This is a genomic window from Streptomyces sp. NPDC043427, assembly GCF_056436655.1.
The window spans coordinates 29,912-56,861 of sequence record NZ_JBWKCC010000012.1 but is presented as its reverse complement, the minus strand read 5'-3'; the positions used below and the strand labels follow the sequence as shown (position 1 = coordinate 56,861).

Annotated in this window: 27 protein-coding genes; 21 read left to right on the top strand and 6 right to left on the bottom strand. The window is 70.5% G+C overall.

Annotation, left to right across the window (positions count from 1 at the left end):
• The first annotated feature begins 58 nt into the window (after positions 1-58).
• From AC067M_RS20720 to AC067M_RS20695, 6 genes are all read left to right on the top strand, one after another.
• Entirely contained in the window at positions 59-1,066 is a 1,008-nt protein-coding gene (locus AC067M_RS20720; RefSeq protein WP_478698464.1) for an ABC transporter permease, read from the top strand.
• A 70-nt stretch (positions 1,067-1,136) separates the two neighbouring features.
• The gene (locus tag AC067M_RS20715; protein WP_478698463.1) at positions 1,137-2,933 is read left to right on the top strand and encodes an ABC transporter substrate-binding protein; all 1,797 of its coding nucleotides are present in this window, start codon (positions 1,137-1,139) and stop codon (positions 2,931-2,933) included.
• Between the two features lie 108 nt (positions 2,934-3,041).
• Complete coding sequence (locus AC067M_RS20710) at positions 3,042-4,040, top strand: ABC transporter permease (protein ID WP_478698579.1); 999 nt, start codon at positions 3,042-3,044, stop codon at positions 4,038-4,040.
• Positions 4,037-5,134, top strand: a complete 1,098-nt coding sequence (locus AC067M_RS20705) for an ABC transporter ATP-binding protein (protein WP_478698462.1) — start codon at positions 4,037-4,039, stop codon at positions 5,132-5,134. Before AC067M_RS20710 ends, AC067M_RS20705 begins: the two co-directional genes overlap by 4 nt.
• Positions 5,131-6,348 (top strand): ABC transporter ATP-binding protein, encoded by a 1,218-nt coding sequence (locus AC067M_RS20700; protein ID WP_478698461.1) that lies wholly within the window; start codon positions 5,131-5,133, stop codon positions 6,346-6,348. The genes AC067M_RS20705 and AC067M_RS20700 overlap by 4 nt, the downstream gene beginning before the upstream one ends.
• Positions 6,349-6,417: 69 nt before the next feature.
• Complete coding sequence (locus tag AC067M_RS20695; RefSeq protein ID WP_478698460.1) at positions 6,418-7,074, top strand: trimeric intracellular cation channel family protein; 657 nt, start codon at positions 6,418-6,420, stop codon at positions 7,072-7,074.
• On the opposite strand, the gene AC067M_RS20690 is transcribed toward AC067M_RS20695, so the two are convergent.
• Positions 6,983-8,233, bottom strand: a complete 1,251-nt coding sequence (locus AC067M_RS20690) for an alpha/beta hydrolase (RefSeq protein ID WP_478698459.1) — start codon at positions 8,231-8,233, stop codon at positions 6,983-6,985. The two genes, AC067M_RS20695 and AC067M_RS20690, sit on opposite strands and share 92 nt — an antisense overlap.
• Positions 8,234-8,366: 133 nt before the next feature.
• Between AC067M_RS20690 and AC067M_RS20685 the strand changes: the two genes are divergently transcribed.
• Positions 8,367-9,233, top strand: a complete 867-nt coding sequence (locus AC067M_RS20685) for a thioesterase family protein (protein ID WP_478698458.1) — start codon at positions 8,367-8,369, stop codon at positions 9,231-9,233.
• A gap of 19 nt (positions 9,234-9,252) precedes the next feature.
• Here the strand turns inward: AC067M_RS20685 and AC067M_RS20680 are convergent, their stop codons facing one another.
• A complete protein-coding gene (locus tag AC067M_RS20680; protein ID WP_478698578.1) occupies positions 9,253-9,840 on the bottom strand; it encodes a TIGR03086 family metal-binding protein in 588 nt (195 codons plus the stop codon).
• Positions 9,841-9,944: 104 nt separating this feature from the next.
• Here AC067M_RS20680 and AC067M_RS20675 point away from each other — a divergent pair, with 104 nt between their 5' ends.
• Positions 9,945-10,922, top strand: coding sequence for a helix-turn-helix transcriptional regulator (locus AC067M_RS20675; RefSeq protein WP_478698457.1), 978 nt, complete (start codon positions 9,945-9,947; stop codon positions 10,920-10,922).
• A 268-nt stretch (positions 10,923-11,190) separates the two neighbouring features.
• Here the strand turns inward: AC067M_RS20675 and AC067M_RS20670 are convergent, their stop codons facing one another.
• Both AC067M_RS20670 and AC067M_RS20665 read right to left on the bottom strand, forming a co-directional pair.
• Positions 11,191-11,493 carry a hypothetical protein gene (locus AC067M_RS20670; RefSeq protein WP_478698456.1) on the bottom strand — a complete coding sequence of 101 codons (303 nt, stop codon included), beginning with the start codon at positions 11,491-11,493 and terminating at the stop codon, positions 11,191-11,193.
• A 32-nt stretch (positions 11,494-11,525) separates the two neighbouring features.
• Complete coding sequence (locus AC067M_RS20665) at positions 11,526-12,152, bottom strand: TetR family transcriptional regulator (protein WP_478698455.1); 627 nt, start codon at positions 12,150-12,152, stop codon at positions 11,526-11,528.
• 144 nt (positions 12,153-12,296) lie between these two features.
• Here AC067M_RS20665 and AC067M_RS20660 point away from each other — a divergent pair, with 144 nt between their 5' ends.
• From AC067M_RS20660 to AC067M_RS20650, 3 genes are all read left to right on the top strand, one after another.
• Positions 12,297-12,461, top strand: a complete 165-nt coding sequence (locus AC067M_RS20660) for a hypothetical protein (RefSeq protein WP_389423490.1) — start codon at positions 12,297-12,299, stop codon at positions 12,459-12,461.
• Between the two features lie 32 nt (positions 12,462-12,493).
• Positions 12,494-12,760: a DUF4190 domain-containing protein gene (locus tag AC067M_RS20655; RefSeq protein WP_478698454.1), complete on the top strand. Its 267-nt coding sequence runs from the start codon at positions 12,494-12,496 to the stop codon at positions 12,758-12,760.
• A gap of 240 nt (positions 12,761-13,000) precedes the next feature.
• Positions 13,001-14,164 carry a cysteine desulfurase family protein gene (locus AC067M_RS20650; RefSeq protein ID WP_478698453.1) on the top strand — a complete coding sequence of 388 codons (1,164 nt, stop codon included), beginning with the start codon at positions 13,001-13,003 and terminating at the stop codon, positions 14,162-14,164.
• 13 nt (positions 14,165-14,177) lie between these two features.
• Here AC067M_RS20650 and AC067M_RS20645 read toward each other — a convergent pair whose 3' ends face one another.
• A complete protein-coding gene (locus tag AC067M_RS20645; RefSeq protein ID WP_478698452.1) occupies positions 14,178-14,840 on the bottom strand; it encodes an N-acetylmuramoyl-L-alanine amidase in 663 nt (220 codons plus the stop codon).
• 80 nt (positions 14,841-14,920) lie between these two features.
• On the opposite strand from AC067M_RS20645, the gene mnmA reads away from it, so the two are divergent.
• Entirely contained in the window at positions 14,921-16,051 is a 1,131-nt protein-coding gene (gene mnmA, locus AC067M_RS20640; RefSeq protein WP_478698451.1) for a tRNA 2-thiouridine(34) synthase MnmA, read from the top strand.
• A gap of 84 nt (positions 16,052-16,135) precedes the next feature.
• Here the strand turns inward: mnmA and AC067M_RS20635 are convergent, their stop codons facing one another.
• A complete protein-coding gene (locus AC067M_RS20635; protein ID WP_478698450.1) occupies positions 16,136-16,915 on the bottom strand; it encodes an alpha/beta fold hydrolase in 780 nt (259 codons plus the stop codon).
• Between the two features lie 81 nt (positions 16,916-16,996).
• On the opposite strand from AC067M_RS20635, the gene AC067M_RS20630 reads away from it, so the two are divergent.
• The 9 genes from AC067M_RS20630 (at position 16,997) to AC067M_RS20590 (ending at position 26,940) form a co-directional block, all read left to right on the top strand.
• Entirely contained in the window at positions 16,997-17,536 is a 540-nt protein-coding gene (locus AC067M_RS20630) for an LOG family protein (protein WP_478698449.1), read from the top strand.
• Positions 17,537-17,554: 18 nt separating this feature from the next.
• Positions 17,555-18,253, top strand: a complete 699-nt coding sequence (locus tag AC067M_RS20625; RefSeq protein WP_478698448.1) for an SDR family oxidoreductase — start codon at positions 17,555-17,557, stop codon at positions 18,251-18,253.
• Positions 18,254-18,439: 186 nt separating this feature from the next.
• Entirely contained in the window at positions 18,440-19,441 is a 1,002-nt protein-coding gene (locus AC067M_RS20620; protein ID WP_478698447.1) for a methionine synthase, read from the top strand.
• Between the two features lie 15 nt (positions 19,442-19,456).
• A complete protein-coding gene (ligA, locus tag AC067M_RS20615) occupies positions 19,457-21,649 on the top strand; it encodes an NAD-dependent DNA ligase LigA (protein ID WP_478698446.1) in 2,193 nt (730 codons plus the stop codon).
• A gap of 268 nt (positions 21,650-21,917) precedes the next feature.
• Complete coding sequence (locus AC067M_RS20610; protein ID WP_478698445.1) at positions 21,918-24,173, top strand: putative bifunctional diguanylate cyclase/phosphodiesterase; 2,256 nt, start codon at positions 21,918-21,920, stop codon at positions 24,171-24,173.
• A 44-nt stretch (positions 24,174-24,217) separates the two neighbouring features.
• Entirely contained in the window at positions 24,218-24,709 is a 492-nt protein-coding gene (locus AC067M_RS20605; RefSeq protein ID WP_478698444.1) for a cupin domain-containing protein, read from the top strand.
• A gap of 198 nt (positions 24,710-24,907) precedes the next feature.
• Positions 24,908-25,204, top strand: a complete 297-nt coding sequence (gene gatC / locus AC067M_RS20600; RefSeq protein ID WP_018531282.1) for an Asp-tRNA(Asn)/Glu-tRNA(Gln) amidotransferase subunit GatC — start codon at positions 24,908-24,910, stop codon at positions 25,202-25,204.
• Positions 25,205-25,210: 6 nt separating this feature from the next.
• Positions 25,211-26,704, top strand: coding sequence for an Asp-tRNA(Asn)/Glu-tRNA(Gln) amidotransferase subunit GatA (gene gatA, locus AC067M_RS20595; RefSeq protein WP_478698443.1), 1,494 nt, complete (start codon positions 25,211-25,213; stop codon positions 26,702-26,704).
• A complete protein-coding gene (locus tag AC067M_RS20590; RefSeq protein WP_030851407.1) occupies positions 26,701-26,940 on the top strand; it encodes a hypothetical protein in 240 nt (79 codons plus the stop codon). The genes gatA and AC067M_RS20590 overlap by 4 nt, the downstream gene beginning before the upstream one ends.
• Positions 26,941-26,950: the final 10 nt, after the last annotated feature.

Genomic DNA, 26,950 nt, shown 5'->3' with positions numbered 1-26,950 from the left:
GCCGCCACAGCGGCAAGTGCGGGCCGGCCAACCGCCGGTTGAGAGGGGTCCCTGCCAGATGACGGCACCATTGCACGAGCCGACCGCGGAAGCGGCCCCGAGCGCGGCCGAGGAAGCGGCAGTTGGCGGCGTCGGCGCGAAGGCCGTACAGGGTCGCTCCCTGGGCCGGATCGCCTGGGAGCGCCTGAAGCGGGACAAGCTCGCCCTGACGGGCGGCGTCGTGGTGCTCGTGCTCATCGCGATAGCGCTGCTCGCACCGGTGATCACCGGTCTGCTCGGGCAGGACCCGAATGAGTATCACGAGAAGCTGATCGACCCGCTGTTCGGCACCCCCACGGGGTCGCTGGGCGGCATCAGTGGCGACCACCTGCTGGGCGTCGAGCCGGTCAACGGCCGCGACATCTTCGCCCGCATCCTCTACGGAGCCCGGATCTCACTGCTCGTCGGCTTCCTGTCCGCGGTGGTCGCCGTGATCCTCGGCACCGTCCTGGGCATCCTCGCCGGCTTCTTCGGCGGCTGGGTCGACTCCCTCATCAGCCGCGTCATGGACGGCCTGCTGGCCTTCCCGCAGCTGCTGTTCATCATCGCGCTGGTCTCCGTCATGCCGAACCAGATGCTGGGACTGACCGGCACGGGCGTGCGCATCTTCGTGATGATCCTGGTCATCGGCTTCTTCGGGTGGCCCTACATCGGACGCGTGGTGCGCGGCCAGACGCTCTCGCTGCGTGAGCGCGAGTACGTCGAGGCCGCCCGATCGCTGGGCGCCGGGCGGCTGTACATCCTGTTCAAGGAACTGCTGCCCAACCTCGTCGCGCCCATCATCGTGTACACGACGATGATGATCCCCACCAACATCCTCACCGAGGCGGCCCTCAGCTTCCTGGGCGTGGGCGTCAAGCCGCCCACGGCCTCCTGGGGCCAGATGCTCTCGAGCGCCATCGACTACTACGACTCGGACCCCATGTACATGGTGGTCCCCGGTGTGGCGATCTTCATCACCGTCCTTGCCTTCAACCTCTTCGGCGACGGCGTGCGTGACGCGCTGGACCCGAAGGGTTCCCGCTGAACTGCCGTACCCCAAGCGTCCCGTGGCACCGACTACGGGGTCTCTCATCAAATCCGGAGGATCCGAGATCGTGACTACCCAACGCACCTCAGGGCGGCGCAAGCAGGCCATGGCCGCTGCCGCCGTGGTCGCGGCGCTGCTGACCACGGCGGCGTGCGGCGGCGGAGACGACGACGGCGACGGCGGCTCGAAGAACGGCGCGGCCGGCTTCGACGCCGCCAACAACAAGGTCGCCCAGGCGTCCGCGGCGAAGAAGGGCGGCGAGCTGAAGTTCGGCGCCGCCCAGGACGCCGACTCGTGGGACACCACGCGTGGTTACTACGGCATGATGTGGAACTTCGCGCGCTACTACAGCCGCCAGCTCGTCACGAACAAGACGGAGCCCGGCAAGGCCGGCGCGGAGCTGACCCCGGACCTCGCCACCGGTCTCGCCAAGATCACCGACGACGGCAAGACCTACACGTACACCCTGCGTGACGGCATCACGTGGGAGGACGGCAAGCCGATCACCTCCAAGGACATCAAGTACGGCATCGAGCGTGTCTGGGCGCAGGACGTGCTGTCCGGCGGCCCGACCTACCTCAAGGAAGTCCTCGACCCCAAGGGCGAGTACAAGGGCCCGTACAAGGACACCTCGAAGGACAAGCTCGGTCTGAAGGCCATCGAGACGCCGGACGACAAGACCATCGTCTTCAAGCTCCCGAAGGCCAACTCGGACTTCGAGGAGATGCTGGGCCTGATCTCGGCCTCTCCGGTCCGCCAGGACATGGACACCAAGTCCAAGTACCAACTGAAGCCGTTCTCCTCCGGCCCGTACAAGTTCCAGTCGTACAACCCGGGCAAGGACCTCACGCTGGTCCGCAACGAGGGCTGGAAGCAGGCCTCGGACCCGATCCGCAAGGCGTACCCGGACAAGATCACGGTCAAGTTCTTCACCAACGCCAACGACCTGGACCAGCGCCTGATCAGCGGTGACCTGGACCTCGACCTCAACCAGACCGGCATGTCGCCGCAGGGCCGCACCATCGCCCTGAAGCAGCACAAGGCCAACCTGGACAACCCGGTCTCCGGCTACATCCGTTACGCGACCTTCCCGCAGAGCGTGAAGCCGTTCGACAACATCCACTGCCGCAACGCCGTCATCTACGGCGCCGACCACGTGTCGCTGCAGACCGCGCGCGGTGGCCCCGTCGCCGGTGGTGACATCGGCACGAACATGCTCCCGCCGTCCGTCGCGGGCGCCGAGGGCCAGAAGTACGACCCGTTCGAGCTCAACGGCGCCAACAAGAACGGCAACGTCGCCAAGGCCAAGGAAGAGCTGAAGGCCTGCGGCAAGCCGAGCGGCTTCAAGACCACCATCGCCGTCCGCAACAACAAGCCGGTCGAGGTGGCCACCGCCCAGTCCCTGCAGGCGTCGCTGAAGAAGATCGGCGTCACCGTCGACATCGACCAGTACGACGGCTCGCAGAGCTCCAGCGTCATCGGCAGCCCCTCGAACGTGAAGAAGAAGGGCTACGGCATCATCATCATGGGCTGGGGCCCGGACTTCCCGTCCGTCCAGGGCTTCGGTCTGCCGCTGTGGAACAGCAAGTACATCCTTGAGAGCGCCAACAACAACTTCGCGCTCATCAAGGACAAGACGATCGACGGCCTGTTCGACCAGTACGTCAACACGCTGGACGACTCCGGCAAGGCCAAGATCGCCACGGAGATCAACCACAAGGTGATGGAGGGCGGTTACTACCTGCCCTTCGTCTTCGAGAAGTTCATCAACTGGCGCTCCAGCCGCCTGGCGAACGTCTACACGACCGACGGCTACAGCGGTATGTACGACTTCGTCAACCTCGGCCTGAAGTCCGCGAAGTAAACCCGGCACACCCGCCGAACGGCACGAAAGGCAGGTGAAGGCCGGCGACGCGTGAGGCGGGCCACTGGATGATCTCCGGTGGCCCGCGTCCGCGGCGGGCCGAGAGCTGTGCTCGCTTACCTCATCAGGCGGCTGTTCGCCGCCGCAGTGATGCTGGTGGTCATCGTCCTGGTGGTCTTCAGCATCTTCTTCCTCTTCCCCAAGTGGGCGGGCGTCGACGTGGCCCTGAGCTTCGTCGGCAAGCAGGCCGACCCGGCCGCCGTGGAGGGGGTCCGGCAGAAGCTCGGACTGGGCGAACCGATCTACGTCCAGGCCTGGGAGTTCTTCAAGGGCATCTTCGCGGGCCGCACCTACTCGGGCGGCGGTGACGTCACCCACTGCTCCGCGCCGTGCTTCGGCTACTCCTTCCGCAGCGAGCAGGCCGTCTGGCCGGTGCTGACCGACCGTCTCCCGGTGACCCTGGGTCTCGCGCTCGGCGCCGCCGTGCTGTGGCTGATCTTCGGTGTCGCGGCGGGCGTGCTCTCCGCGCTCAAGCGCGGCACCCTGTGGGACCGCAGCGCGATGGTCGTCGCGCTCGCGGGTGTCTCCCTCCCCATCTACTTCACCGGCATGCTCTCGCTGGCGGTCTTCGTCTTCGGCCTGAACTGGTTCAAGGGCGACTACGTGCCGCTGGACGACAGCTTCACCGGCTGGTTCGGCGGCATGATCCTGCCCTGGATCACCCTGGCGTTCCTCTACGCGGCGATGTACGCGCGTATCACCCGCGCCACCATGCTGGAGGTGCTCGGCGAGGACTACATCCGTACCGCCCGCGCCAAGGGTCTGCGGGAGCAGACGGTCATCGGCAAGCACGCCATGCGCTCCACGATGACGCCCATCCTGACGATGCTCGGCATGGACCTCGGCGCCCTCATCGGCGGTGCGATCCTGACCGAGACCACGTTCAGCCTTCCCGGACTCGGCCAGGCCGTGCTGAACGCCATCAGGACCCAGGACCTGCCCATCATTCTGGGCGTCGTCCTGATCACCTCCCTCGCGGTGCTCATCGCCAACCTCGTGGTGGACGTCCTGTACGCCGTGATCGACCCCCGAGTGAGGCTGTCATGACCGAACTGAGCAAGACCGGAGCTGCCGTGGGCGAACCCACGAGCAACTCGCAGGCCCCGAGCTCCTTCCTCGAAGTGCGCGACCTGAAGGTGCACTTCCCGACCGACGACGGTCTGGTCAAGTCCGTCGACGGGCTCAGCTTCCAGCTGGAGAAGGGCAAGACCCTCGGCATCGTGGGCGAGTCCGGCTCCGGCAAGTCGGTGACCTCGCTCGGCATCATGGGCCTGCACACCGCCGGCCAGTACGGCAAGCGCAAGGCTCAGATCTCCGGCGAGATCTGGCTGGACGGCACCGAGCTGCTGTCCGCCGACCCGGACCACGTGCGCAAGCTGCGCGGCCGTCAGATGGCGATGATCTTCCAGGACCCGCTGTCGGCGCTGCACCCGTACTACACGATCGGTCAGCAGATCGTGGAGGCGTACCGCATCCACCACGACGTCGACAAGAAGACCGCCAAGCGCCGCGCGGTCGAGATGCTCGACCGGGTGGGCATCCCGCAGCCGGACAAGCGCGTCGACAGTTACCCGCACGAGTTCTCCGGCGGTATGCGCCAGCGCGCGATGATCGCGATGTCGCTGGTCAACAACCCCGAGCTGCTCATCGCGGACGAGCCGACGACGGCCCTGGACGTGACCGTCCAGGCGCAGATCCTCGACCTGATCCGCGATCTGCAGAAGGAGTTCGGCTCCGCGGTCATCGTCATCACCCACGACCTGGGCGTCGTCGCCGAACTGGCCGACGACCTCCTGGTGATGTACGGCGGCCGCTGCGTGGAGCGCGGGCCGGCCGAGAAGGTGTTCTACGAGCCCCGCCACCCCTACACCTGGGGCCTGCTCGGCTCGATGCCGCGGCTCGACCGCGAGCAGCAGGAGCGCCTGATCCCGGTCAAGGGCTCCCCGCCCTCGCTCATCAACATCCCGTCGGGCTGCGCCTTCAACCCGCGCTGCCCGTACGCGGACCTCCCGAAGGACAACGTCACCCGCACGGTCCGCCCGGAGCTGGCCGAGGTCGGCAGCCGGCACTGGGCCGCCTGCCACCTGGGCAAGGAGCAGCGGGAGCGTATCTGGACCGAAGAGATTGCGCCGAAGCTGTGAGTGACGAGAAAGCACTGACCAAGTCCGAGCAGACCGACGGCGCCACGCTCACCAAGGACGCCGCCCCCGGCGAGATCCTGCTGAAGGTGACCGGGCTCAAGAAGCACTTCCCCATCAAGAAGGGCCTGCTCCAGCGGCAGGTCGGGGCGGTGCACGCGGTCGACGGGATCGACTTCGAGGTCAAGGCCGGCGAAACCCTCGGTGTCGTGGGCGAGTCGGGCTGCGGCAAGTCCACGATGGGCCGGCTGATCACCCGGCTGCTCGAACCGACCGGCGGCAAGGTCGAGTTCGAGGGCAAGGACATCACGCACCTCGGGGTGGCGGGCATGCGTCCGCTGCGCCGCGACGTGCAGATGATCTTCCAGGACCCGTACTCGTCGCTGAACCCGCGCCACACCATCGGCACGATCATCGGCGCCCCCTTCAAGCTCCAGGGCGTCGAGCCCGCGGGCGGCATCAAGAAGGAGGTCCAGCGGCTGCTGTCGGTGGTCGGCCTCAACCCCGAGCACTACAACCGCTACCCGCACGAGTTCTCCGGCGGTCAGCGCCAGCGCATCGGCATCGCCCGCGCGCTCGCGCTCAACCCGAAGCTGGTGGTCGCGGACGAGCCGGTCTCCGCGCTCGACGTGTCGATCCAGGCGCAGGTCGTGAACCTCCTCGACGACCTCCAGCAGGAGCTCGGCCTGACGTACGTGATCATCGCGCACGACCTCTCGGTCGTCCGGCACGTCTCGGACCGGATCGCGGTGATGTACCTCGGCAAGATCGTGGAGCTCGCCGACCGCGACCTGCTCTACAAGACGCCGATGCACCCGTACACCAAGGCGCTGATGTCGGCGGTGCCGATCCCGGACCCGAGGCGCAAGAACGCCAAGAGCGAGCGGATCCTGCTCAAGGGCGACGTGCCCTCGCCGATCTCCCCGCCGAGCGGCTGCCGTTTCCACACCCGGTGCTGGAAGGCCACGGAGATCTGCAAGACGACCGAGCCGCCGCTGATCGAGCTGCGTCCCGGCCAGCAGGTCGCCTGCCACCACCCGGAGAACTTCGCGGACCAGGCCCCGCAGGACACCGTCCTGCTGAGCGCCGCGAAGGAGGCGGCCGAGCTGGTGGCCGACGAGGTGCTGGCGGAGTCGGCGGAGACGTCGGCTGCGGTGGCGGCGGAGGTGCGGGACAACTCCGACTCCGAGGGTGAAACCCCGGCCAAAGAGAAGTAACTGAGAGCGACAGTGGGCCCCCGCCTTGCAATGTAAGGCGGGGGCTTCGCTTTGCGTCAGAATAGAAGGGTGGTCCAGGAACTCTTCACCCCGTCCGTCCAGCACACGCTCGACGTGATCGGCATCTTCGTCTTCGCCATCTCCGGCGCGCTGCTGGCCGTCCGCAAGAACTTCGACGTCTTCGGCATCGCCATGCTCGCCGAGGTCACCGCGCTGGGCGGCGGCCTGTTCAGGGACGTGGTGATCGGTGCGGTGCCGCCGGCGGCCTTCACCGACCTGGGGTACTTCCTCACACCGCTGCTCGCCGCGCTCCTGGTCGTCTTCCTCCACCCGCAGGTCGAGCGCATCCAGGTCGGTGTCAACGTCTTCGACGCGGCGGGCCTCGGCCTGTTCTGCGTCACGGGAGCGACCAAGGCGTACGACTACGGGCTCGGCCTCACCGCGTCGGCGGCACTCGGCCTCGCCACCGCCGTCGGCGGCGGTGTGCTGCGCGACGTGCTGGCCAACGAGGTGCCCTCGCTGCTGCGCTGGGACCGCGACCTCTACGCGGTCCCAGCGATGGTCGGCGCCACGATGGTCGTGCTTTGCATCCGCTACGACGCCCTGACCCCGCTGGCCAGCGCTCTGGCCGCCGTCACGGCTTTCGTGCTGCGCCTGCTCGCGATGCGGTACCACTGGCGAGCTCCGCGCGCGTGGAACCGTCGTTCGACGGTGCGGGAGGAGTAGCGCCCCCGGCGCCCCCGCCGGAGTGCCGGGTGACGTGCTGCTCGCCCATCTGCTGCGTCAGCCACAGGAACGCCGAAACCACCTGCGGCCGCCACAGGGCCATCGTGTGGCCGCCCGCACTCTTCGGGACGTACACGACGTGCACGGCGGTCGGCGCCTTCGCGATCTTCTCCAGGGCCATGCCGGCCTCGTAGCCGTCGCGCGGCTGGCCGGAGAGGTAGAGGGCGATCCTGGGCGGAACGGCCTTCTTGCGCAGCAGCAGGTAGGGGTTGTTCTCGGCACGCAGGGCCGGGGTCTCGGCGGCCAGCGAGTTGCGCTCGGCGATCGGGTCGTTGTAGCCGGACATGCTCACCGCCGCCCCGTAGCGGTCGGGGTGCGCGACCGCCAGTTTCGTCGCGCAGTGCCCGCCGGCCGAGTATCCGGCGACCGCCCAGCCGCGCGGCGCGGGCTGGGCCCGGAAGTTGTCCATGATCATCCTCGGCACGTCGATGCTCAGCCAGGTGTCCGCGTTGACCGTGCCCGGGACGTTGGCGCAGCCGGTGTCGACTCCGGGGAGCAGGGAGGTGCGCGGCGCGACCAGGATGAACGGCGCGACGCGGCCCTCGCGCATCAGCGGCAGCAACTGCTCGTGCGCCTTCATCGACCCGAACCAGGCCTTCGCCGAGCCCGGGTAGCCGGGCAGCAACTCGACGACGGGGAACGTGTGGTGCCGGTAGGCGGGCTCGTCGTACTGCGGCGGCAGCCATACGTAGACCTCGGCGTTCACGCCGGACACGCGGCCCTTGAGCTGGGTGACGCGCACTCCGCCGGCCTTGCGCATGCCCGGTCCGTGCGCGTCCTTGAACTTCTGCTCGACCTTGGGCAGCCGCTCCAGCGCGATGCCGCCGGTGCCGCTGGCGCCGAGGTCGGCGGCCTGCTGCACATGGTCGGCCGTGCCGAGGAGATCGCCCCAGTTGTCGTACAGGTTGTTGGAGTTGTTGACCAGGACGAAGACCAGGGAGACGGCCGTGCCCTGGGCGAACAGCAGCATCAGCATCCGCGCCGCGGCCCGCACGATCCTGGGTCCGCGCAGCCGCGACCACAGGACGAGGGGCAGTGCGAGCGCGACGACGGCCAGCGCGATCAGGGTGTAGAGGAATGCAGTCCCGGTGAGGCTCATGTCCTTAAGGAGGCAAAGCGGGGGCTCAGGGTTGACGGACGAGTGCGGACGCTTACCGAGAAATTGACCACATCTCACCTGCACCCCCACTGCAAAGCTACCGCTTAGTAATCAGATGTTGTACCTTTCAGCCATGCCAGAAGCAGCTACCGGGACCATGTGCGCCACCATCGGCGACAGCGAGTTCGACCGCGACACCGCGCTCACCCGGCGCGAACCCGGCGTCCCCGGGGTCTACGACATCGACCTCTCGGCCGGCTGGACGATCATCAGCGCCGTCAACGGCGGCTACCTGCTGGCCGTCCTGGGCCGCGCCCTCGCGGACGCCCTGCCGCACGGCGACCCGTTCACGATCTCCGCGCACTACCTGACCGCCTCCCAGCCGGGCCCGGCGGTCGTCCGCACGGACGTCGTACGCACCGGGCGCACCCTCTCCACCGGCCAGGCGTCCCTCTTCCAGTACGACGACGAGGGCCGTGAGGTCGAGCGCATCCGCGTGCTGGCCTCCTACGGCGACCTGGACGCCCTCCCCGACGACGTGCGCACGTCGGCGAAGCCGCCCGCGATCCCGCCCATGGAGCACTGCTTCGGCCCCGAGGACGGACCGGCCCCGGTCGACGGCAGCTCGGCCATCACCGACCGCCTGATGCTCAAGCTCGACCCGTCCACCCTGGGCTGGGCGCTCGGGAAGCCCTCCGGCAAGGGCGAGATGCGCGCCTGGTTCGGGCTCGCCGACGGCCGTGACCCCGACCCGCTCTCCCTGCTCCTGGCGGTGGACGCGCTGCCGCCCACCGCCTTCGAGATCGGCCTCAGCGGCTGGGTGCCCACGGTCGAGCTGACCGTCCACGTCCGCTCCCGCCCGGCCCCGGGCCCCCTGCGCGTAGCCATCACCACCCGCAACCTCGCCGGCGGCTTCCTTGAGGAGGACGCGGAGGTCTGGGACAGCACGGACCGACTGGTGGCACAGTCGCGACAGTTGGCGCGAGTGAGGCTGGGCTGAGCCTGAGCACCGCGCGGTGTCAGGCCCGGCTGAGCGGCCTGCGGCCCAGCCACGCCGCCAACTGCTCGTAGATGTCGGCCCCTTCGGGGGCCGGCAGGGCCGAGCCGAAGGGCGTCTGCTCATCGCGTTGTGCGTCGGGCAGGGCGCGCCGGGCGGTCGCGAGGGCGAACTCGGCCAGCTCCGGGTCGAGTTCCAGGGGGCGGCCCACGGACTCGGAGAGGTCCCAGGTGTGGGTCACGAGCTCCATGACGTACCCGGAGAGGGACGCGTGCCCCGGCACCTCGCCCCAGGGCACCCGGACCGGCACCGCCATGCGCTCGTCGCCCGCCCAGGCGGCCAGCACCCGCTCCCGCACCTCCTCGTACGCGGCCGTCCACCCGTCGTCCCCGACCCCCTCCGCGAAGGGCCGGACGGCGAGCCCGTCGCCGCCCTCCCCGACGACCGCGATCCGCAGGGTGCCGCCCACGATGTGGGAGAGCAGCGTGCGGACGTCGAAGTCGCCGCAGGGGGTGGCACCGGTCAACTGCTCCGGCCGTACGGTCTTGATGAGCGAGGCGGCCTGTTCGGTGGCGCGGGAGTAGAAGGGGCGGGGGTCGACGACGTTCATCATGCTGGGCCTCTCTGCGGGTCGGTACGGTCAAGACTCCCCGGAAAACCTGACAACTGCCGTCAACATTTGCCCGGGGCCGCGCGCGGCGGGATCCTGAGGCCGTGAAGTCCGACCGCCTGCTGTCGATCCTGCTGCTCCTGCAGACCCGTGGCCGCGTCCCGGCCCACGAACTCGCCGACCGGCTGGAGGTGTCGGTCCGCACCATCTACCGCGACATCGAGGCCCTCTCCGCCTCCGGAGTCCCGGTCTACACCGAACGCGGGCGCCACGGCGGCATCGAGCTGCTCGCGGGCTTCCGTACGGACGTGACGGGACTGACCGCCGACGAGTCCCGCGCGTTGTTCATCCTGGCCGCGCAGGGCGCGCACGCGGCGCTCGGCCTGGACGCGGCGCTCGGCTCCGCCCTGCGCAAGGTGATGGCCGCGCTTCCGGCCCCGCACCGTCCGGCCGCCGAGGTCACCAGCCGGCGCATCCTGGTCGACGCCACGCGCTGGAAGGGCGGCCCCCGGCCCGCCGTCGACCTGGACACCCTCCAGGACGCCGTCTTCGCGGACCGACGGCTGCGCCTGCGCTACCGCCACAGCGGCGACCGCGAGCCCCGCACCTACACCGTCGACCCCTACGGCCTCGTCTCCAAGGCAGGCGTCTGGTACCTGGTCGCCGACCGCCGGGCGAAACCCCAGCTCTTCCGCGCCGACCGGGTGCACTCGGCGAAGACGCTGGACGACCCCGTCCGGCGGCGGCCCGGCGTCGAACTCACCGACGTGTGGGAGGTGCTGCGCCGCCAGGTCGAGGAGCGTCCCGGCGGCCTCGACGTCACCGTCCGCGTCCGGCGCGACCGCCTCGACATGTTCCTGCGCCTGAACGCCTCCGCGCTGGCCGAACTCCCCGAGGACGACGGCGAGAGCGAGTGGGTGACCGCCCGTCTGTCGTACGGCTTCGTCCGCGAGGCCCGCCAACTGCTCGCGTTCTCCGACCGGGTGGAGGTCCTCTCCCCGCCCGAGGTGCGCGAGGAACTGCGCGCGGCGGCCGCCTCTGTCACGGGCCTGTACCAGCGCGTGAGCGGCCGCTCCGACTGAACCCGCAGGTCATCGAGGTGGCTTGGGTCTGCCTTTACTCCGCTGGCAGGGGGCGTACAGCGCAGGCTCAAGGAAGTCCTACGCGCCGTTGGTTGAGTGCCCGCCTCAGGACTCCCTCATCCTTCTTCATCTTCCTGGAGTTGTTTCTCATGATGCGTGCGCGTCTCGTCCCCGCGGTGGCCCTGCTGGCGCTCTCGCCCCCCGTCCTGGTGGCCTGCGGCTCCGGCGACTCCTCGTCCTCGAAGTCCTCGCACAGCGGCAACTCCGGTCAGCAGGCCTGCCAGGCACCGTCCGGCATGCCGACCGGCAACGCCTCCGGCCGGGCCGGCGGCGCCCCGTCCGGAGCACCGTCGGGCGCGCCGTCCGGGGCGGCCACGGCGGCCCCCTCTGGCGCGCCGACCGCCCACCCTCCGGCGCCCCCTCCGGCATGCCGAGCGGCGGTCCCGGTGGCGGCCAGGGCGGCCCCGGTGGCGGCGGCCAGGGTGGTGGCTGCGGCGGCCCGGGCGGGGGGCAGGGGCAGCAGGCGCAGCAGCAGGGCTGACCCGGCTGTCGTACGACAGGGGCGCCGCACCCGGCTCCGGGTGCGCCGCCCCTCTCGCGTGCTCAGTCGAGCCAGTGATGGCGCCCGATGCTGATGAGCCGCATCTGGCGGGTGGCCACCTGGGTGACCCGTTCCCGCTCGTCGTCCGGCGCCTCCAGTGCCTCCAGGAACAGCGAGGCCGTGATGAGCATCTGGTCGACGTAGAGATGGGCGAGCATCAGCAGGTCGTCGTCGTTCCAGCCCGCGGACTCCGGGTCCTTGGCCAGCTCCGCCTTCACCTCCTCGGCGAACCGGACCAGTTGGGCCCGTATGGCCTCCCGCACCGGCTGGACTCCGCCATGTCGCTCCCGGGCGATAAACCGGACATGTGCGGGGTACGCGCTCACGTGACGGGTGATCAGCTGGACGGCGCGCGTGATCCGTTCCTCGCTGCTGTCCGACGTGGTCACCGTCGTGCGGATCATCGGGTGCAGGCTGCCCAGCGCCTCCTCGACCAGGGCGACGCCGAGGTCCGCGGTGGAACGGAAGTGCCGGTAGAAGGCGGTGGGGGCGACGCCGACGGCGCGGGTGACCTCGCGCAGGCCCAGGCTGCTCAGGCTCTGCTCCTCCAGCAGGACCAGGGCCGCGTCCAGGAGTGCCTGCCGGGTCTTCTGCTTCTGGGCCTGCCGGACGCCGAAGGTGTGACTCATACCATGCAGTTAACAACTGTTCTCTGTAATTGGAAAGCCGTGAGGAGCGATAGACTCGGGATTCAGTGAACAACTGTAACTACAACCGTTCACCGAAACGTAACGAGACCCACTCGCAAGCGTCTCGGGAGAGGGATTCATCCCATGCTGTTCCTCGTCGCCGCCCTGCTGCTGTTCGGCGCCGTCCTGGGCACCGTCGCCCACGCGCCGTTCACCTTCACCATCGTCGCCGCCGCCGTCATCGCCGCGTGGCTCGGCATCTTCGCGCTCCGCGAGCGCCATGGACGCCGGCACACCTCGACCCACTGACACGCACGTCTGATCGTCTGGAGCTGACCACCATGCACCTCACCGCCCCGGCCACGCGCCGCACCGGTATCCGCGACGCCGACGGCATGGCCGTCGCCGCCTTCATCCTCGGCCTCGTGGGCCTCCTCGTCCTCAACGTCTTCCTCGGCCCCATCGCCATCGCCCTGGCCGCCGCAGCGCTGTGGCGCGGCACAGCCCGTCCCGGCCGCGCCTACCTCGGCCTCACCCTCGGCATCGCCGACCTCGTGGTCCTGGTCGCGTTCATGCAGGCGGACAGCACGATCTCGTGGAGCTTTTAAGAGGCTCGGCGAGCGGGGGCCCCGAGGACGACGGGGCGCAGTCTCCGATTCCCGCTACGACTGGCCGCTGCCGCTGTGGGCAGTCGTTCCGCAGGGCGGAACGGGTGGACACAGCCGACAGTGCCGGGTGCGTCGCAACATGCCCAGCCGCAGCCCGGGCAAGGCGCACACCCCCCACCTCACCCCAGGCCCACCTTGCCACGAGGCCCTGCGACACCGCCCCGTAGAATCGGCCTCACCATGGCATACCTCGACCACGCCGCGACCACCCCGATGCTCCCCGAGGCAGTCGAGGCGCTCACCGCGCACCTCAACGCCACAGGCAACGCCTCCTCCCTCCACGCATCCGGCCGCCGCGCGAGGCGAACCGTCGAGGAGTCCCGCGAAACCCTCGCGGACGCACTCGGCGCCCGCCCGAGCGAGGTCGTCTTCACCTCCGGCGGCACCGAGGCCGACAACCTCGCGGTCAAGGGCCTGTACTGGTCCCGCCGCGCCGCCGACCCGCGCCGCACCCGCGTCCTCGCCAGCCCCGTCGAACACCACGCGGTCCTCGACGCGGTCCACTGGCTCGGCGAACACGAGGGCGCCACGATCGAGTACCTCCCGGTCGACTCCTACGGCCGCGTCCACCCGGACGCGCTGCGCGAGGCGATCACCCGCGACCCCGACGACGTCGCCCTGGCCACGGTCATGTGGGCGAACAACGAGATCGGCACGATCACCCCGGTCCGTGAACTCGTCGACGTGGCGAACGAGTTCGGCGTCCCTGTGCACGCCGACGCCGTCCAGGCCTTCGGCCAGATCCCCGTCGACTTCGCCGCCTCCGGCCTCGCCGCGATGACCGTCTCCGGCCACAAGATCGGCGGCCCCTACGGCATAGGCGCCCTGATCCTGGGCCGCGAGCACACCCCCGTACCCGTGCTGCACGGCGGCGGCCAGGAGCGTCACGTCCGCTCCGGCACCCTCGACGTCCCCGCGATCGCCTCCTTCGCGGTCGCCGGCCGGCTCGCGGCCCAGCAGCGCGACTGGTTCGCCCGCGAGATCGGCGCCCTGCGCGACGCCCTGATCACCGCGGTCCGTACGGCCGTCCCGGACGCGATCCTCGGCGGCGACCCCGTGGACCGCCTCCCGGCCAACGCCCACTTCACCTTCCCCGGCTGTGAGGGTGACTCCCTGCTGCTCCTGCTCGACGCCCAGGACATCGAGTGCTCGACCGGCTCCGCCTGCACCGCCGGCGTCGCCCAGCCCAGCCACGTCCTCCTCGCCACCGGCACCGACCCCGAGTTGGCCCGCGGCACCCTGCGCTTCTCCCTCGGCCACACCTCCACGGAGGCCGACGTCGAAGCGGTCGGCAAGGCCATCGGCCCCGCGGTGGAACGGGCCCGGGCCGCGGGACTGACGTAACCGGCCATCCGTCTCAGGCGCGTGTGGCTGCGCCGGCCTCCCGCACCAGCCGCATGTACCGGTCCCAGTCCCAGAGCTTCCCGGGGTCGGTGTGGTCCGTCCCCGGCACCTCCACATGCCCGATGATGTGCTCCCGGTCGACGGATATGTCGTACCGCGCGCATATCCCCGCCGTCAGGCGCGCGGAGGCGGCGTACATCTCGTCCGTGAACGAGGAGGCGCGCTCCACGAACCCCTCGTGCTCGATGCCGATGCTGCGCTCGTTGTACTCCCGGTTGCCCGCGTGGAACGCCACGTCCAGTTCGCGGATCATCTGGGTGATGTGCCCGTCCCTGCGGACGATGTAGTGGGCGGCGGCCCGGTGCTCGGGGTCCTGAAAGGCCTTCACCGCGCTGTCGTAGTCGCCCTGCGTGACATGGATGACCACCATGTCGACGCCGTAGTCGTCCGGCCGGTCCGCGCGGCGCCAGTTCGCCGACGAGGCCGCTACCCAGCGAGCGCCCCGGTAGTCGACAGCGCCCTCGACCCGCGGCTTCTCCACACCGGGCAGCCGCCACCACAGGTGTGCCAGCTCGTCGCGCGCCAGCACGGCCGAACCGACGGCCGCCGCGAACCCGCCCACGAGGAGGGCACGCCTCCCGATCCTCCGGTCCGTGTCCTTCTCGCTCGCCCCCATGTGACCCTTCCTCGTCCCCTTGAGATCGACAACGGATACCCGCGGGCTCCGGTTCCCGTGCCCCGTACTCTTGAAGGGCTATGACTGACACCTCGCAGCGCACCCGCCCCCTCCGTGTCCTCGCCGCCATGTCCGGCGGGGTCGACTCCGCCGTCGCCGCCGCCCGCGCCGCGGAAGCCGGCCACGACGTGACCGGCGTCCACCTCGCGCTCTCCGCGAACCCGCAGTCGTTCCGCACGGGCGCCCGGGGCTGTTGCACCATCGAGGACTCGCGCGACGCGCGCCGCGCGGCGGACGTCATCGGCATCCCCTTCTACGTGTGGGACCTCGCCGACCGCTTCCGTGAGGACGTCGTCGAGGACTTCGTCGCCGAGTACGAGGCCGGCCGCACCCCCAACCCGTGCCTGCGCTGCAACGAGAAGATCAAGTTCGCCGCCCTGCTCGACAAGGCGCTCGCGCTGGGCTTCGACGCGGTGTGCACCGGCCACTACGCGCAGGTGATCGTCCGCGAGGACGGCACCCGCGAACTGCACCGCGCCTCCGACATGGCCAAGGACCAGTCGTACGTCCTGGGTGTCCTGGACGAGAAGCAGCTCGCCCACGCGCTCTTCCCGCTGGGCGACACGGTGACGACCAAGGACGAGATCCGCGCGGAGGCCGAGCGCCGGGGCCTGTCCGTCGCCAAGAAGCCCGACTCGCACGACATCTGCTTCATCGCCGACGGCGACACCCAGGGCTTCCTGGCGAAGAGGCTGGGCAAGGCCGAGGGTGACATCGTCGACGAGACCGGCGAAAAGCTCGGCACGCACGACGGCGCGTACGGCTTCACCATCGGCCAGCGCAAGGGCCTGCGCATCGGCACCCCCGCCGCCGACGGCAAGCCGCGCTACGTCCTCGACATCTCACCGGTGAACAACACGGTGACGGTCGGTCCCGCCGACGCCCTGGACGTGACCGGGCTGGCGGCCGTCAAGCCCCGCTGGTGCGGCGCCGCCCCCACCGGCCCCGGCACCTACACCGCCCAGCTCCGCGCCCACGGCGGCGAGACCGAGGTGACCGCCGAACTCGTCGACGGCCGCCTGGAGGTGACCTTCACCGAGCCGGTCCGCGGCGTCGCCCCCGGCCAGGCGATCGTCCTTTACGACGGCACGCGCGTGGTGGGGTCGGCGACGATCGCGTCGACCACCCGCGCGAGGACGGCTGTCGCGTAAGCGGCGCTGCGGCGCTTGCCAGGAGAGCGCGCCGGGGTGCGCCTGCCGGCCCCCGCGGCGTCGGCATGATCCACAAGGCAGCCCCTAGGGCGCGAGGAACTCCGCGAGCACCGGCGCGAGCGCGTTCGGGTCCACCATGTGGGTCTCGCCCTCCAGCGTGCGGTACGTGCCCCGAGGGGCCGCGTCGGCGACCGCCCGGGTGGCCTGTCGCAGCCAGTCGGGGCTCTCCCCGCCCGCGACGGCCAGCACGGGCACGTCGAGCGAGGCCAGACGGTCGCGGGGGAGGAGGCCGTCGCCCATGACGGCGTCGTCGTACGCGAGCGTCGGTGCGATCGCCTCCATGGCCGCCCACATCGGCGACTGACGTGCCCCCCGGATCATCTCCTCGGCCAGGCCCGTCAGCCGCAGGAACAGCGCGACCGCGTCTCCCCGCCGCCCCTGCGCGAGCGCCTCGGTGAGGTTCGCGGTGTACTCGGCGCGTGCCTTCGCGCCCTCCGCGTCGAGGGCGAACGGCGTCTCGTACACGGCCACCCGGCGCACCGGCAGCCCCCGGGCCGCCGCCTCGAGCGCCAGCGCGCCGCCCGACGAGATGCCGTACAGCGCCGCCTCCCCGCCCGCCACGTCGATGAGCGCGGCGAGGTCCTCCACCTCCCGATCCACCGAGTACGGCGCCGTGTCACCGCTCTCGCCCCGGCCCCGGCGGTCGTACCACAGGGCGGTGAAGCGGCCCGTGAGGAGCCCGGCCAGGGGCGCGACCGTGCCGCCCGTGGACATCGCCCCGCTCACCAGGATGACCGCGGGCCCCTTTCCGGCGCGCGCGTAGGCGAGTTCGGTGCCGTCGCGGGAAATCGTCTTCTTGTCCATGTCTGTCCAGACTGCCGTACGGCATGCGCGTCATCGGTCTACGACACTTTCCCTTCACAGGCGGACGCGTACGGTGGCGGCATGCGTATCTGTGTCTTCCTGTCCGCCGCCGACCTCGACGACCGTTACACCCGCCCCGCGCGCGAGTTCGCGGAACTGCTCGGCAAGGGCGGTCACACGCTCGTCTGGGGTGGTTCCGACGTGGGCCTGATGAAGGTGGTCGCGGACGGCGTGGAGGAGGCGGGCGGCCGGCTGTGCGGGGTGTCGGTGGACTTCCTCTCGGCCAAGGTGCGGGCCGGGGTGGACGAGATGGTCGTCGCGCGCGACCTCGCCGAGCGCAAAAGGCTGCTCCTGGAGAAGTCGGACGCGGTCGTGATCATGGTCGGTGGGACCGGCACGTTGGACGAGGCCACCGAGATCCTGGAACTGAAGAAGCACGGCCACACCGACAAGCCGGTCGTGCTGCTGAACACCGCGGGCTTCTACGACGGACTCAAGGAGCAGTTCCGGCGCATGGAGGACGAGGGATTCCTGCCCCGCCCCCTCACCGACCTGCTGTTCTTCGCGCAGGAGCCGGTGGGCGCGCTGGCCTACCTGGAGGAGAGCCACGGCATCGAGTAGGCGCGCGGTGATGCGAGCATGGCGGGCATGGCTACTCATGTGATCACCGGAGCGGGTTCCGGCATCGGCGCGGCAGTCGCCCGCCGTCTGCACGCGCGCGGGGACGACCTCGTGCTGCACGCGCGCGACGCGGGCCGCGCCAAGGAGCTGGCGGCGGAGTTCCCCGGCTCGAAGACGCTCGTGGGCGACCTGGCGGACCCCGACAAGCTGTCCTGGGCGTTCTCGCACCAGACGCTCCCCGACCGCGTGGACTCCCTGCTGCACATCGCCGGAGTCGTCGACCTCGGCCCCGTCGGCGACCTGACCCCCAAGACCTGGCGCCACCAGCTCAACGTCAACCTCATCGCGCCGGCCGAGCTGACCCGCCACTTCCTGCCCCAACTCCGCGCCGCCCGGGGCCACGTGGTCTTCGTCAACTCCGGCGCGGGCCTGAGCGCCAGCGCCGGCTGGTCCGCCTACGCGGCCTCCAAGCACGGCCTGAAGGCCCTCGCCGACTCCCTCCGCCACGAGGAACACCCCAACGGCGTCCGCGTCACCTCCGTCTACCCCGGCCGCACCGCCAGCCCCATGCAGGCGAAGGTCCACCAGCAGGAGGGCAAGGAGTACGACCCCGCACAGTGGATCGACCCCGAGTCCGTCGCCACGACGATCCTCACGGCGCTGGACCTCCCGAGGGACGCGGAGATCAATGACGTGACGGTCCGCCCCGGCCGCTGATCACGCCTGGCCGGTCCCGCGTTCGCTTCGCAGTGCCGGTTCAGGGCACTCAGCCCGTCCGGCGTTCGAGGACGAGGCCGTTCAGGCCGATCGGGGGTCCAGGGGGGCGCAGCCAGGGGGGCGCAGCCCCCTGGCCGGGCCCGCACCAACACCCTCACCCGCTCACGACCTACGTAGGCTTCACCCGTGAACGACAACTTTCGCTTCGCCCCCGCCACCGGCATCGGCTCCCTCCCCGGCACCGATGCCAGGGAAGCCGCCAGGACGGCCACCGGAAGCTTCGAGGACTTCCCCTTCCTCCCCGAGCTCCCTGCCAGAGGCCCCGGCGCCGACATGATCGGCCGCACCGCGGGGATGCTCGTCGAGCTGTACGCGCGCGTGGAGCCCAGCGGATGGCGCATCGGTGACCGTCCCGGCCGGGACACCAAGCGGGCGCGTTCCTGGCTCGGCGAGGACCTCGACGCGCTGGAGGAGTTCACACAGGACTACGAGGGCCCGCTGAAGGTACAGGCCGTGGGGCCCTGGACCCTCGCCGCGAACCTGGAGCTGAAGAACGGCGAGGCCGCCCTCTCCGACCTCGGCGCCTGCCGCGACCTCGCCGCCTCCCTCACCGAGGGGCTGCGCCTCCACCTCGCCGAGGTGCGGCGCCGCATCCCCGGCGCCCACATCGTCCTCCAGCTCGACGAGCCCTCCCTCATCTCCGTCCTGACCGGACACGTGAAGACCGCCAGCGGCTACCGCACCCACCGCGCCGTCGACCGCCAGCTCGTCGAGGCCACGCTCCGCGACGTCATCGGGGTTCACGACACCGGCCCCGCCGTGGTCCACTCGTGCGCACCGGACGTCCCCTTCGCCCTGCTGCGGAGGGCGGGCGCCGCGGCGATCTCCTTCGACTTCTCGCTCCTCACCGAGCGTGACGACGACGCGATCGGGGAGGCCGTCGAAGCGGGTACCCGCCTCTTCGCCGGTGTCGTGCCCACCACGGACGGCCCATTGTCAGACCCTGCCGGTAGCGTCATGGGTGTCAGGACGCTGTGGCGCAGGCTGGGGCTGCAACCGGGACTTCTCACGGAGGCGGTCACCCTCACTCCGACGTGCGGACTCGCGGGAGCCTCCCCCGAGTACGCGCGCAGGGCGCTCGCCCACTGCGTCCGGGCGGCGAGGTCCCTCGCGGACAACCCAGAGTAACGGGAGGACAACACGGTGGCCGGCGACAAGCAAGCGGAGACGACGGTGCCCGCCGAGGCACGCGACAAGCACGCGCAGCTCGCTGAGCAGATCGAGGAGCACCGCTTCCGGTACTACGTGAAGGACGCTCCCGTCATCAGCGACGCGGAGTTCGACAAACTCCTGCGCTCCCTGGAGGCGCTGGAGGAGGAGCATCCCGAGCTGCGCACGCCCGATTCGCCGACCCAGAAGGTCGCGGGGGCGTACGCGACGGAGTTCACCGCCGTCCAGCACCGAGAGCGCATGCTCTCGCTCGACAACGCGTTCGATGATGTTGAGCTCGCGGCCTGGGCCGAGCGGGTCGCCAAGGAGATCGGCACCTCCGCGTACCACCTCCTGTGCGAGCTGAAGGTCGACGGTCTCGCCGTCAACCTCACCTACGAACACGGCCGACTCACCCGCGCGGCCACCCGCGGCGACGGCCGCACCGGCGAGGACATCACCCCCAACGTCCGGACCATCGCCGAGATCCCCGACCGTCTGAAGGGCGACCGCGTCCCGGACCTCGTCGAGATCCGCGGTGAGGTCTACTTCCCGATGGAGAAGTTCGAGGAGCTCAACGCCCGCCTGGTCGAGGCCGGCGACAAGCCCTTCGCCAACCCGCGCAACGCCGCCGCCGGTTCCCTCCGACAGAAGGACCCGCGCGTCACCGCCACGCGCCCCCTCCACATGGTCGTCCACGGCATCGGCGCCCTGGAGGGCTTCGAGGGCCTGACCCGCCTCTCCGAGGCCTACGACCTCCTCAAGACCTGGGGCCTGCCGACCTCCCGGCACAACAAGGTCGTCGACGACCTCGACGGCGTACGGGAGTTCATCGCGCACTACGGCGAGAACCGCCACTCCGTGGAGCACGAGATCGACGGTGTCGTCGTCAAGCTCGACGAGATCCGGCTCCAGGGCCGTCTCGGCTCCACCGCCCGCGCCCCGCGCTGGGCGATCGCGTACAAGTACGCGCCGGAGGAGGTCAACACCAAGCTCATCAACATCCGTGTGGGCGTGGGCCGTACGGGCCGGGTGACGCCGTACGCGCAGGTCGAGCCGGTCACCGTCGCGGGCTCGGAGGTCGAGTTCGCGACGCTGCACAACCAGGACGTGGTCAAGCTCAAGGGCGTCCTCATCGGCGACACGGTCGTGCTGCGCAAGGCCGGTGACGTCATCCCGGAGATCCTCGGCCCGGTCGTCGACCTGCGCGACGGAAGCGAGCGCGAGTTCGTGATGCCGGCCGAGTGCCCGGAGTGCGGCACGCCACTGCGGCCGATGAAGGAGGGCGACGTCGACCTCCGCTGCCCCAACGCCCGCACCTGTCCCGCCCAGTTGCGCGAGCGCCTGTTCTACCTCGCCGGCCGCAAGGCGCTGGACATCGAGCACTTCGGCTATGTCGCCGCGGCCGCCCTGACCAAACCGCTGGAGCCCGAGCAGCCGCCGCTGGTCGACGAGGGCGACCTGTTCGACCTCACCATCGAGCAGTTGCTGCCCATCAAGGCGTACGTCCTCGACCAGGACAGCGGCCTGCCCAAGCGCGATCCGAAGACCGGCGAGGAGAAGATCGTCACGATCTTCGCCAACCAGCAGGGCGAGCCCAGGAAGAACGCGCTCGCCATGCTGGAGAACATCGCCGCCGCCAAGGAACGCCCGCTCGCCCGCGTCCTGACCGGGCTGTCGATCCGTCACGTCGGCCCGGTCGCCGCCGAGGCGCTGGCCCGTGAATTCCGCTCGATCGAGCGCATCGAGCAGGCCACCGAGGAGGAGTTGGCGAGCACCGACGGCGTCGGATCGATCATCGCCGCCTCCCTGAAGGAGTGGTTCGCCGAGGAGTGGCACCAGGAGATCCTCCGCAAGTGGAAGGCGGCCGGCGTCCGCATGGAGGAGGAAGGGTCCGGCGAGGACGAGGGCCCGCGCCCCCTCGAAGGCCTCACCGTCGTGGTCACCGGCACCCTCGAACGCTTCACCCGCGACGGCGCGAAGGAGGCCCTGCAGAGCCGCGGAGCCAAGGTGACCGGCTCGGTTTCGAAGAAGACGTCCTTCGTCGTCGTGGGCGACAACCCGGGCTCCAAGTACGACAAGGCGATGCAGCTCAAGGTGCCTGTCCTGAACGAGGACGGCTTCGACGTCCTGCTGGAACAGGGAGCAAAGGCGGCGGCCGAAGTGGCCCTCCCGGCGCAGGAGTAGCGACAAGTGGCGGTTGAAGGCCACCCGATCGGCGCATACCAGATGCATACGGGTGGCCGGGGTGCATTCGGGCAACCGTCGACGACCGCTGCCCGTGGAAGCCTTCTGCGGCCTACTGTTGAGATGTGCGCCTGCCGTGCCCAGCTGCGGTCGGGGCATCTCCGTGTTCGTGAGGGGCACGGGAAGGGTTTTCCGACGCGGCGCCGTTGACGGATGTCGGGCACCGGGCCGCGTGGCGCGGGCACCGCCGGCTGTGAGAGGGACGGGAATGGAACCGACCGAGAGCGCCGCCCCGGGCTCACGGCTGCGCAGGCGCAGGTTCACCGGCGCCTGGCGGGGGAGCCGGTGGCTGATGCGGTCCGCGGAGCGCCCCGGCGCGGAGGGGCGCGTCGCCGGACAGTACACCCCCGCGGACGGGCCCGGCCACGCCCGACTGACCGCCGCCCCCGGACTGCCCGACGCGGAGCACGAGCGGCACCTGTCCTGGCCCGCGCTGCCCGCGGCGGTCGTCGCGGCGGCCGGGTTCGTCCTCGGCGCAGGCTTCTACCGCGGCTTCACCGGCAGCCAGGCCCTCTTCCCGTCCGGCACCGTCGGCTGGTCGCTGGCCGTGCTCACCGGCATCATCGTCGGCCACCTGGTCATGCTGGGCCGCGCCCGCTGGTGGGGCGGCACCGGCTCCGGCGCCGCCCTCACCCTCGCCGTCCTGCTGCTGTACGGCTGGGTGCCCGCCGGCATGGTCAGCCTCACCGTCGTCGTGCTGGTCGGCACAGCCCGGCGCAACCGCTGGCGCCAGGGCGTCCTGCACGGCGCGGTGGACATCCTCGGCATCGGCGCCGGCGCCCTCGTCCTCAGCGCCTTCGGGCCCGTACCGTCCGTCGAGAAACCCTGGAACCCGGACAGCTGGACGCTGTACACCGGCCCCCAACTGGCGCTGGTCGCGGCCATCTACCTCGCGGTCACCCGCGTCCTGCTCTGGTATCTGCACGCCCCGCGCGCCGGTCTGCCCACGGTCGCCCGCACCGCCCTGGTCAGACAGGGCCTGGTCGCGGTCGCGCTGCTCGGCATCGCGCCGCTGGTGTGCGTGGTGGCCGTCGCCAAGCCGATCCTGCTGCCGCTGTTCGCCATCCCGCTCATCGCGCTCGACTCCACCCTGTGGATAGCCCGGGCCCGCGCCGAGGAGCAACTGAGGGACCCGCTGACCGGGCTGCCCAACCGTCAGTGGCTCCTGGAGCGCACCTGGACCGCCCTCGACGACGCCGAGCGCATCGGCGCCCGCGCCGCCCTGATGCTGATCGACCTCGACCGCTTCCGCTCGGTCAACGACACCCTCGGTCATCTCGCCGGTGACCGGCTGCTGCTCCAGATAGCCGACCGGCTGCGTCTCGCCCTCCCGCGCGGGGCGGAGGCGGCGCGGCTCGGGGGCGACGAGTTCGCGGTCTTACTGCCCGTCGCGGACTCCACCACCTCCGCGACCCGTGTCGCCCGCAACCTGGTCACGGACCTCAGCTCCCCCCTCGACCTCGACGGTCTCACGCTCGTGCTGGAGGCCAGCGCGGGCGTCGCCGTCTTCCCCGACCACGCCCTCGACGCCGAGGGCCTGCTGCGCCGCGCGGACGTCGCGATGTACCAGGCGAAACGCGACCGTACGGGCGTGGAGGTCTACGAGTCCAAGCGGGACTCCAACACCCCCGACCGGCTGGGCCTGCTGGGCGATCTGCGTCGCGCCCTCGACGCCCACGAGGTGCAGCTGCACTACCAGCCGAAGGTCCGCTTCGACGGACAGGTGGCCGGCCTGGAGGCCCTGGTCCGCTGGGTGCACCCCGAACGCGGCAAGGTGCCGCCGGACGAGTTCATAGCCATCGCCGAGTCCTCGGGGCTGATGCCCCACCTGACGGAGTACGTGCTGGAGACCGCGCTCGGTCAGGTCGCCGCCTGGCGGGCCCAGGGCCTGTATGTGCCGGTCGCCGTCAACGTCTCCCCACGCGACGTTCACACGCCCGGCTTCGCGGGCTCCGTCGCCGCCCGTCTCGCCCGTCACGGGGTCCCCGCGGGAGCGCTCCAACTCGAGATAACGGAGCACGTCCTCCTCGAGGACCCGCAGCGGGCCGCCGACACCCTCCAGGGGCTGACCGGGCACGGCGTGAAGATGTCCCTGGACGACTTCGGTACCGGCTACTCCTCGCTCGTGCACCTCAAACGGCTCCCCGTCAGCGAGCTCAAGATCGACCGCTCGTTCGTGGCCCGGCTCGCCGTCGACACCGAGGACGCCGAGATCGTGCGCTGCACGGTCGACCTCGCCCACTCGCTCGGCCTGCTCGTCGTCGCCGAGGGCGTCGAGGACGACGAGACCTGGGAGCGGCTGCGCGACCTCGGCTGCGACGCCGTGCAGGGCTGGCTGGTCGCGGCCGCGATGCCGCCCGAGGAGACCACGGCCTGGCTGCGGGCCCGCGGCTCACGCGGCTGGCAGCGTCCCGCGGCCGCCCTCCCGGCAGCGGCGGCGGACGACCCGGGGCGGGTGGGCTGACCCGGACCCCCGCACGTACACCGGAAGCCGCGAGGAGCTCCACCATGTCACTGTTCGTACCGAGGTTCGACGACTCCGTGGTCGTCCGCGACGCCGAGGCGGAGGTGGCCGGCGGCGATCCCGTCGCCGTCAGGCTGCTCGCCGACAGCAGCGCGTCCGGCGGCGCGCTGTCCACCGTCCGCGTCTCGCTCGCCGACGGCGCCGACGGCGCACGCCCGCACCTGCACCGCAACTCGGCCGAGATGTTCTACCTGCTCGACGGCGAGGCCGAGATCCTCTCCGGCGACGATGTCCTGACCGCCGGGCGCGGCGACCTCGTGATCGTCCCGCCCGACAAGCCGCACGCCTTCGCCGCCGCCCCGGGCAGCACCGCCGACCTCCTCATCGTCATCACCCCCGGCGTCGAACGCTTCGAGTACTTCCGCCACCTCCAGCGCATCCGCCTCGGCGAGGCCACCCCGGAGAGCCTCCTGGAGGTGCAGGAGCGCTACGACAACCACTTCCTGCACAGCAGGATCTGGGACGAGCGCCGCTGACAAGAGGCCCCAGCGGCGAACCGTTTCACGTGCAGGGTGCGCCGCACCCTAGGATTGGGCCTGTCGCCACATTCCCGCCTGCCGCGCGACGCCTGGCACGCAACGCTCGACGCGCGGTCCGCCCTTCGGGCGGACGACGGGAATGTGACGACAGGCCCAAGGCCCAAACCACACACACTCACCCCAGAGGATCGCTGCATGCCTGGCATCACGCGCGAGGAGGTCGCCCACCTCGCCCGGCTGGCGCGTCTGGAGCTGAAGCCCGAAGAGCTCGACCACTTCGCGGGACAGCTGGACGACATCATCGGCGCGGTCGCCCGCGTCAGCGAGGTCGCCGACCAAGACGTACCGCCGACCTCGCACCCGCTCCCGCTGACGAACGTCATGCGCGCGGACGAGGTCCGTCCCTCGCTCACCCCCGAGCAGGCGCTCTCCGGCGCCCCCGCCCAGGAGCAGCAGCGTTTCAAGGTGCCGCAGATCCTGGGGGAGGACTAAATCGTCATGACGGACATCATCAAGCTCACCGCCGCCGAGACCGCCGCGAAGATCGCCTCCGGCGAGCTCACCGCGGTCGAGGTCACCGAGGCCCACCTCGCCCGGATCGAGGCCGTCGACGAGAAGGTGCACGCCTTCCTGTACGTCGACCGTGAGGGTGCCCTCGCGCAGGCCCGCGCCGTCGACGCCAAGCGCGAACGCGGCGAGAAGCTCGGCCCGCTGGCCGGCGTCCCCCTCGCGCTCAAGGACATCTTCACCACCGAGGGCGTCCCGACGACCGTCGGTTCGAAGATCCTCGAGGGCTGGATCCCGCCGTACGACGCCACCCTCACCAAGAGGCTGAAGGCCGCCGACGTCGTCATCCTCGGCAAGACCAACATGGACGAGTTCGCCATGGGGTCCTCCACCGAGAACAGCGCCTACGGCCCGACCGGCAACCCGTGGGACCTCACCAAGATCCCCGGCGGCTCGGGTGGCGGTTCCTCCGCCGCGCTCGCCTCCTACCAGGCCCCTCTCGCCATCGGCACCGACACCGGCGGCTCCATCCGCCAGCCGGCCTCCGTCACCGGCACGGTGGGTGTGAAGCCGACGTACGGGGCCGTCTCCCGCTTCGGCATGGTGGCCTTCAGCAGCAGCCTCGACCAGGGCGGCCCCTGCGCCCGTACGGTCCTGGACGCGGCCCTCCTCCACGAGGTGATCGCCGGCCACGACCCGCTCGACTCCACCTCCATCGACGCCCCGGTCCCGCCGGTCGTCGAAGCCGCCCGCAACGGCAGCGTCGAGGGCATGCGCGTCGGCGTGGTCAAGCAGTTCCGCGGCGAGGGCTACCAGGCCGGTGTCATCCAGCGCTTCGACGAGTCCGTCGCCCTGCTCAAGGAGCTCGGCGCCGAGATCGTGGAGCTGGACTGCCCGTCCTTCGACCTGGCCCTCTCGGCGTACTACCTGATCGCGCCGTCCGAGTGCTCGTCCAACCTCGCCCGCTTCGACGGCCTGCGCTACGGCCTGCGGACCGGCGACGACGGCAACCACTCGGCCGAGGAGGTCACCTCCCTCACCCGCGAGGCCGGCTTCGGCCCCGAGGTCAAGCGCCGCATCATGCTCGGCACGTACGCCCTGTCGAGCGGCTACTACGACGCCTACTACGGCAGCGCCCAGAAGGTCCGTACGCTCATCAAGCAGGACTTCGACAAGGCGTTCGAGCAGGTCGACGTGATCGTCTCCCCGACGACCCCGACCACCGCCTTCCCGATCGGCGAGCGTGCCGACGACCCGATGGCGATGTACCTCGCCGACCTGTGCACCATCCCGACCAACCTGGCGGGCAACGCGGCCATGTCCCTGCCGTGCGGTCTCGCCCCGGAGGACAACCTCCCGGTCGGCCTGCAGATCATCGCCCCCGTCATGAAGGACGACCGCCTGTACAAGGTGGGTGCAGCCGTGGAGGCCGCCTTCGTGGAAAAGTGGGGCCACCCGCTGATCGAGGAGGCTCCGTCGCTGTGAGCGCACTGTCCAAGGCCAAGGGCTTCAAGAAGTCCAAGTCCGGTCTGTACATCTCGATGGCCACGTCGGCGTTCGGCGCCGTCGGGGTCTACAAGCAGATCAAGAAGGCCCGCGGAGACAACGACACGCTGCGGCTGCTCGACGCCGTCGTGACCGGAGCCGCGGTCGTCACCAACCTGGCCATTCTCTACCGCGAGCTGAAGCAGCTGGGCGACGACGACGTCCTGTTGGGCTGAGAGGGAAGTT

Bases quoted from the DNA above. Each gene is read 5' to 3' on its own strand.
- AC067M_RS20720 (WP_478698464.1), top strand. From the start codon at position 59: ATGACGGCACCATTGCACGAGCCGACCGCGGAAGCGGCCCCGAGCGCG.
- AC067M_RS20705 (WP_478698462.1), top strand. From the start codon at position 4,037: ATGACCGAACTGAGCAAGACCGGAGCTGCCGTGGGCGAACCCACGAGC.
- AC067M_RS20690 (WP_478698459.1), bottom strand. From the start codon at position 8,233: ATGAGCCTCACCGGGACTGCATTCCTCTACACCCTGATCGCGCTGGCC.
- AC067M_RS20685 (WP_478698458.1), top strand. From the start codon at position 8,367: ATGCCAGAAGCAGCTACCGGGACCATGTGCGCCACCATCGGCGACAGC.
- AC067M_RS20680 (WP_478698578.1), bottom strand. From the start codon at position 9,840: ATGAACGTCGTCGACCCCCGCCCCTTCTACTCCCGCGCCACCGAACAG.
- AC067M_RS20665 (WP_478698455.1), bottom strand. From the start codon at position 12,152: ATGAGTCACACCTTCGGCGTCCGGCAGGCCCAGAAGCAGAAGACCCGG.
- AC067M_RS20660 (WP_389423490.1), top strand. From the start codon at position 12,297: ATGCTGTTCCTCGTCGCCGCCCTGCTGCTGTTCGGCGCCGTCCTGGGC.
- AC067M_RS20655 (WP_478698454.1), top strand. From the start codon at position 12,494: ATGCACCTCACCGCCCCGGCCACGCGCCGCACCGGTATCCGCGACGCC.
- AC067M_RS20650 (WP_478698453.1), top strand. From the start codon at position 13,001: ATGGCATACCTCGACCACGCCGCGACCACCCCGATGCTCCCCGAGGCA.
- AC067M_RS20645 (WP_478698452.1), bottom strand. From the start codon at position 14,840: ATGGGGGCGAGCGAGAAGGACACGGACCGGAGGATCGGGAGGCGTGCC.
- mnmA (WP_478698451.1), top strand. From the start codon at position 14,921: ATGACTGACACCTCGCAGCGCACCCGCCCCCTCCGTGTCCTCGCCGCC.
- AC067M_RS20635 (WP_478698450.1), bottom strand. From the start codon at position 16,915: ATGGACAAGAAGACGATTTCCCGCGACGGCACCGAACTCGCCTACGCG.
- AC067M_RS20630 (WP_478698449.1), top strand. From the start codon at position 16,997: ATGCGTATCTGTGTCTTCCTGTCCGCCGCCGACCTCGACGACCGTTAC.
- AC067M_RS20625 (WP_478698448.1), top strand. From the start codon at position 17,555: ATGGCGGGCATGGCTACTCATGTGATCACCGGAGCGGGTTCCGGCATC.
- AC067M_RS20610 (WP_478698445.1), top strand. From the start codon at position 21,918: ATGGAACCGACCGAGAGCGCCGCCCCGGGCTCACGGCTGCGCAGGCGC.
- AC067M_RS20605 (WP_478698444.1), top strand. From the start codon at position 24,218: ATGTCACTGTTCGTACCGAGGTTCGACGACTCCGTGGTCGTCCGCGAC.
- gatC (WP_018531282.1), top strand. From the start codon at position 24,908: ATGCCTGGCATCACGCGCGAGGAGGTCGCCCACCTCGCCCGGCTGGCG.
- gatA (WP_478698443.1), top strand. From the start codon at position 25,211: ATGACGGACATCATCAAGCTCACCGCCGCCGAGACCGCCGCGAAGATC.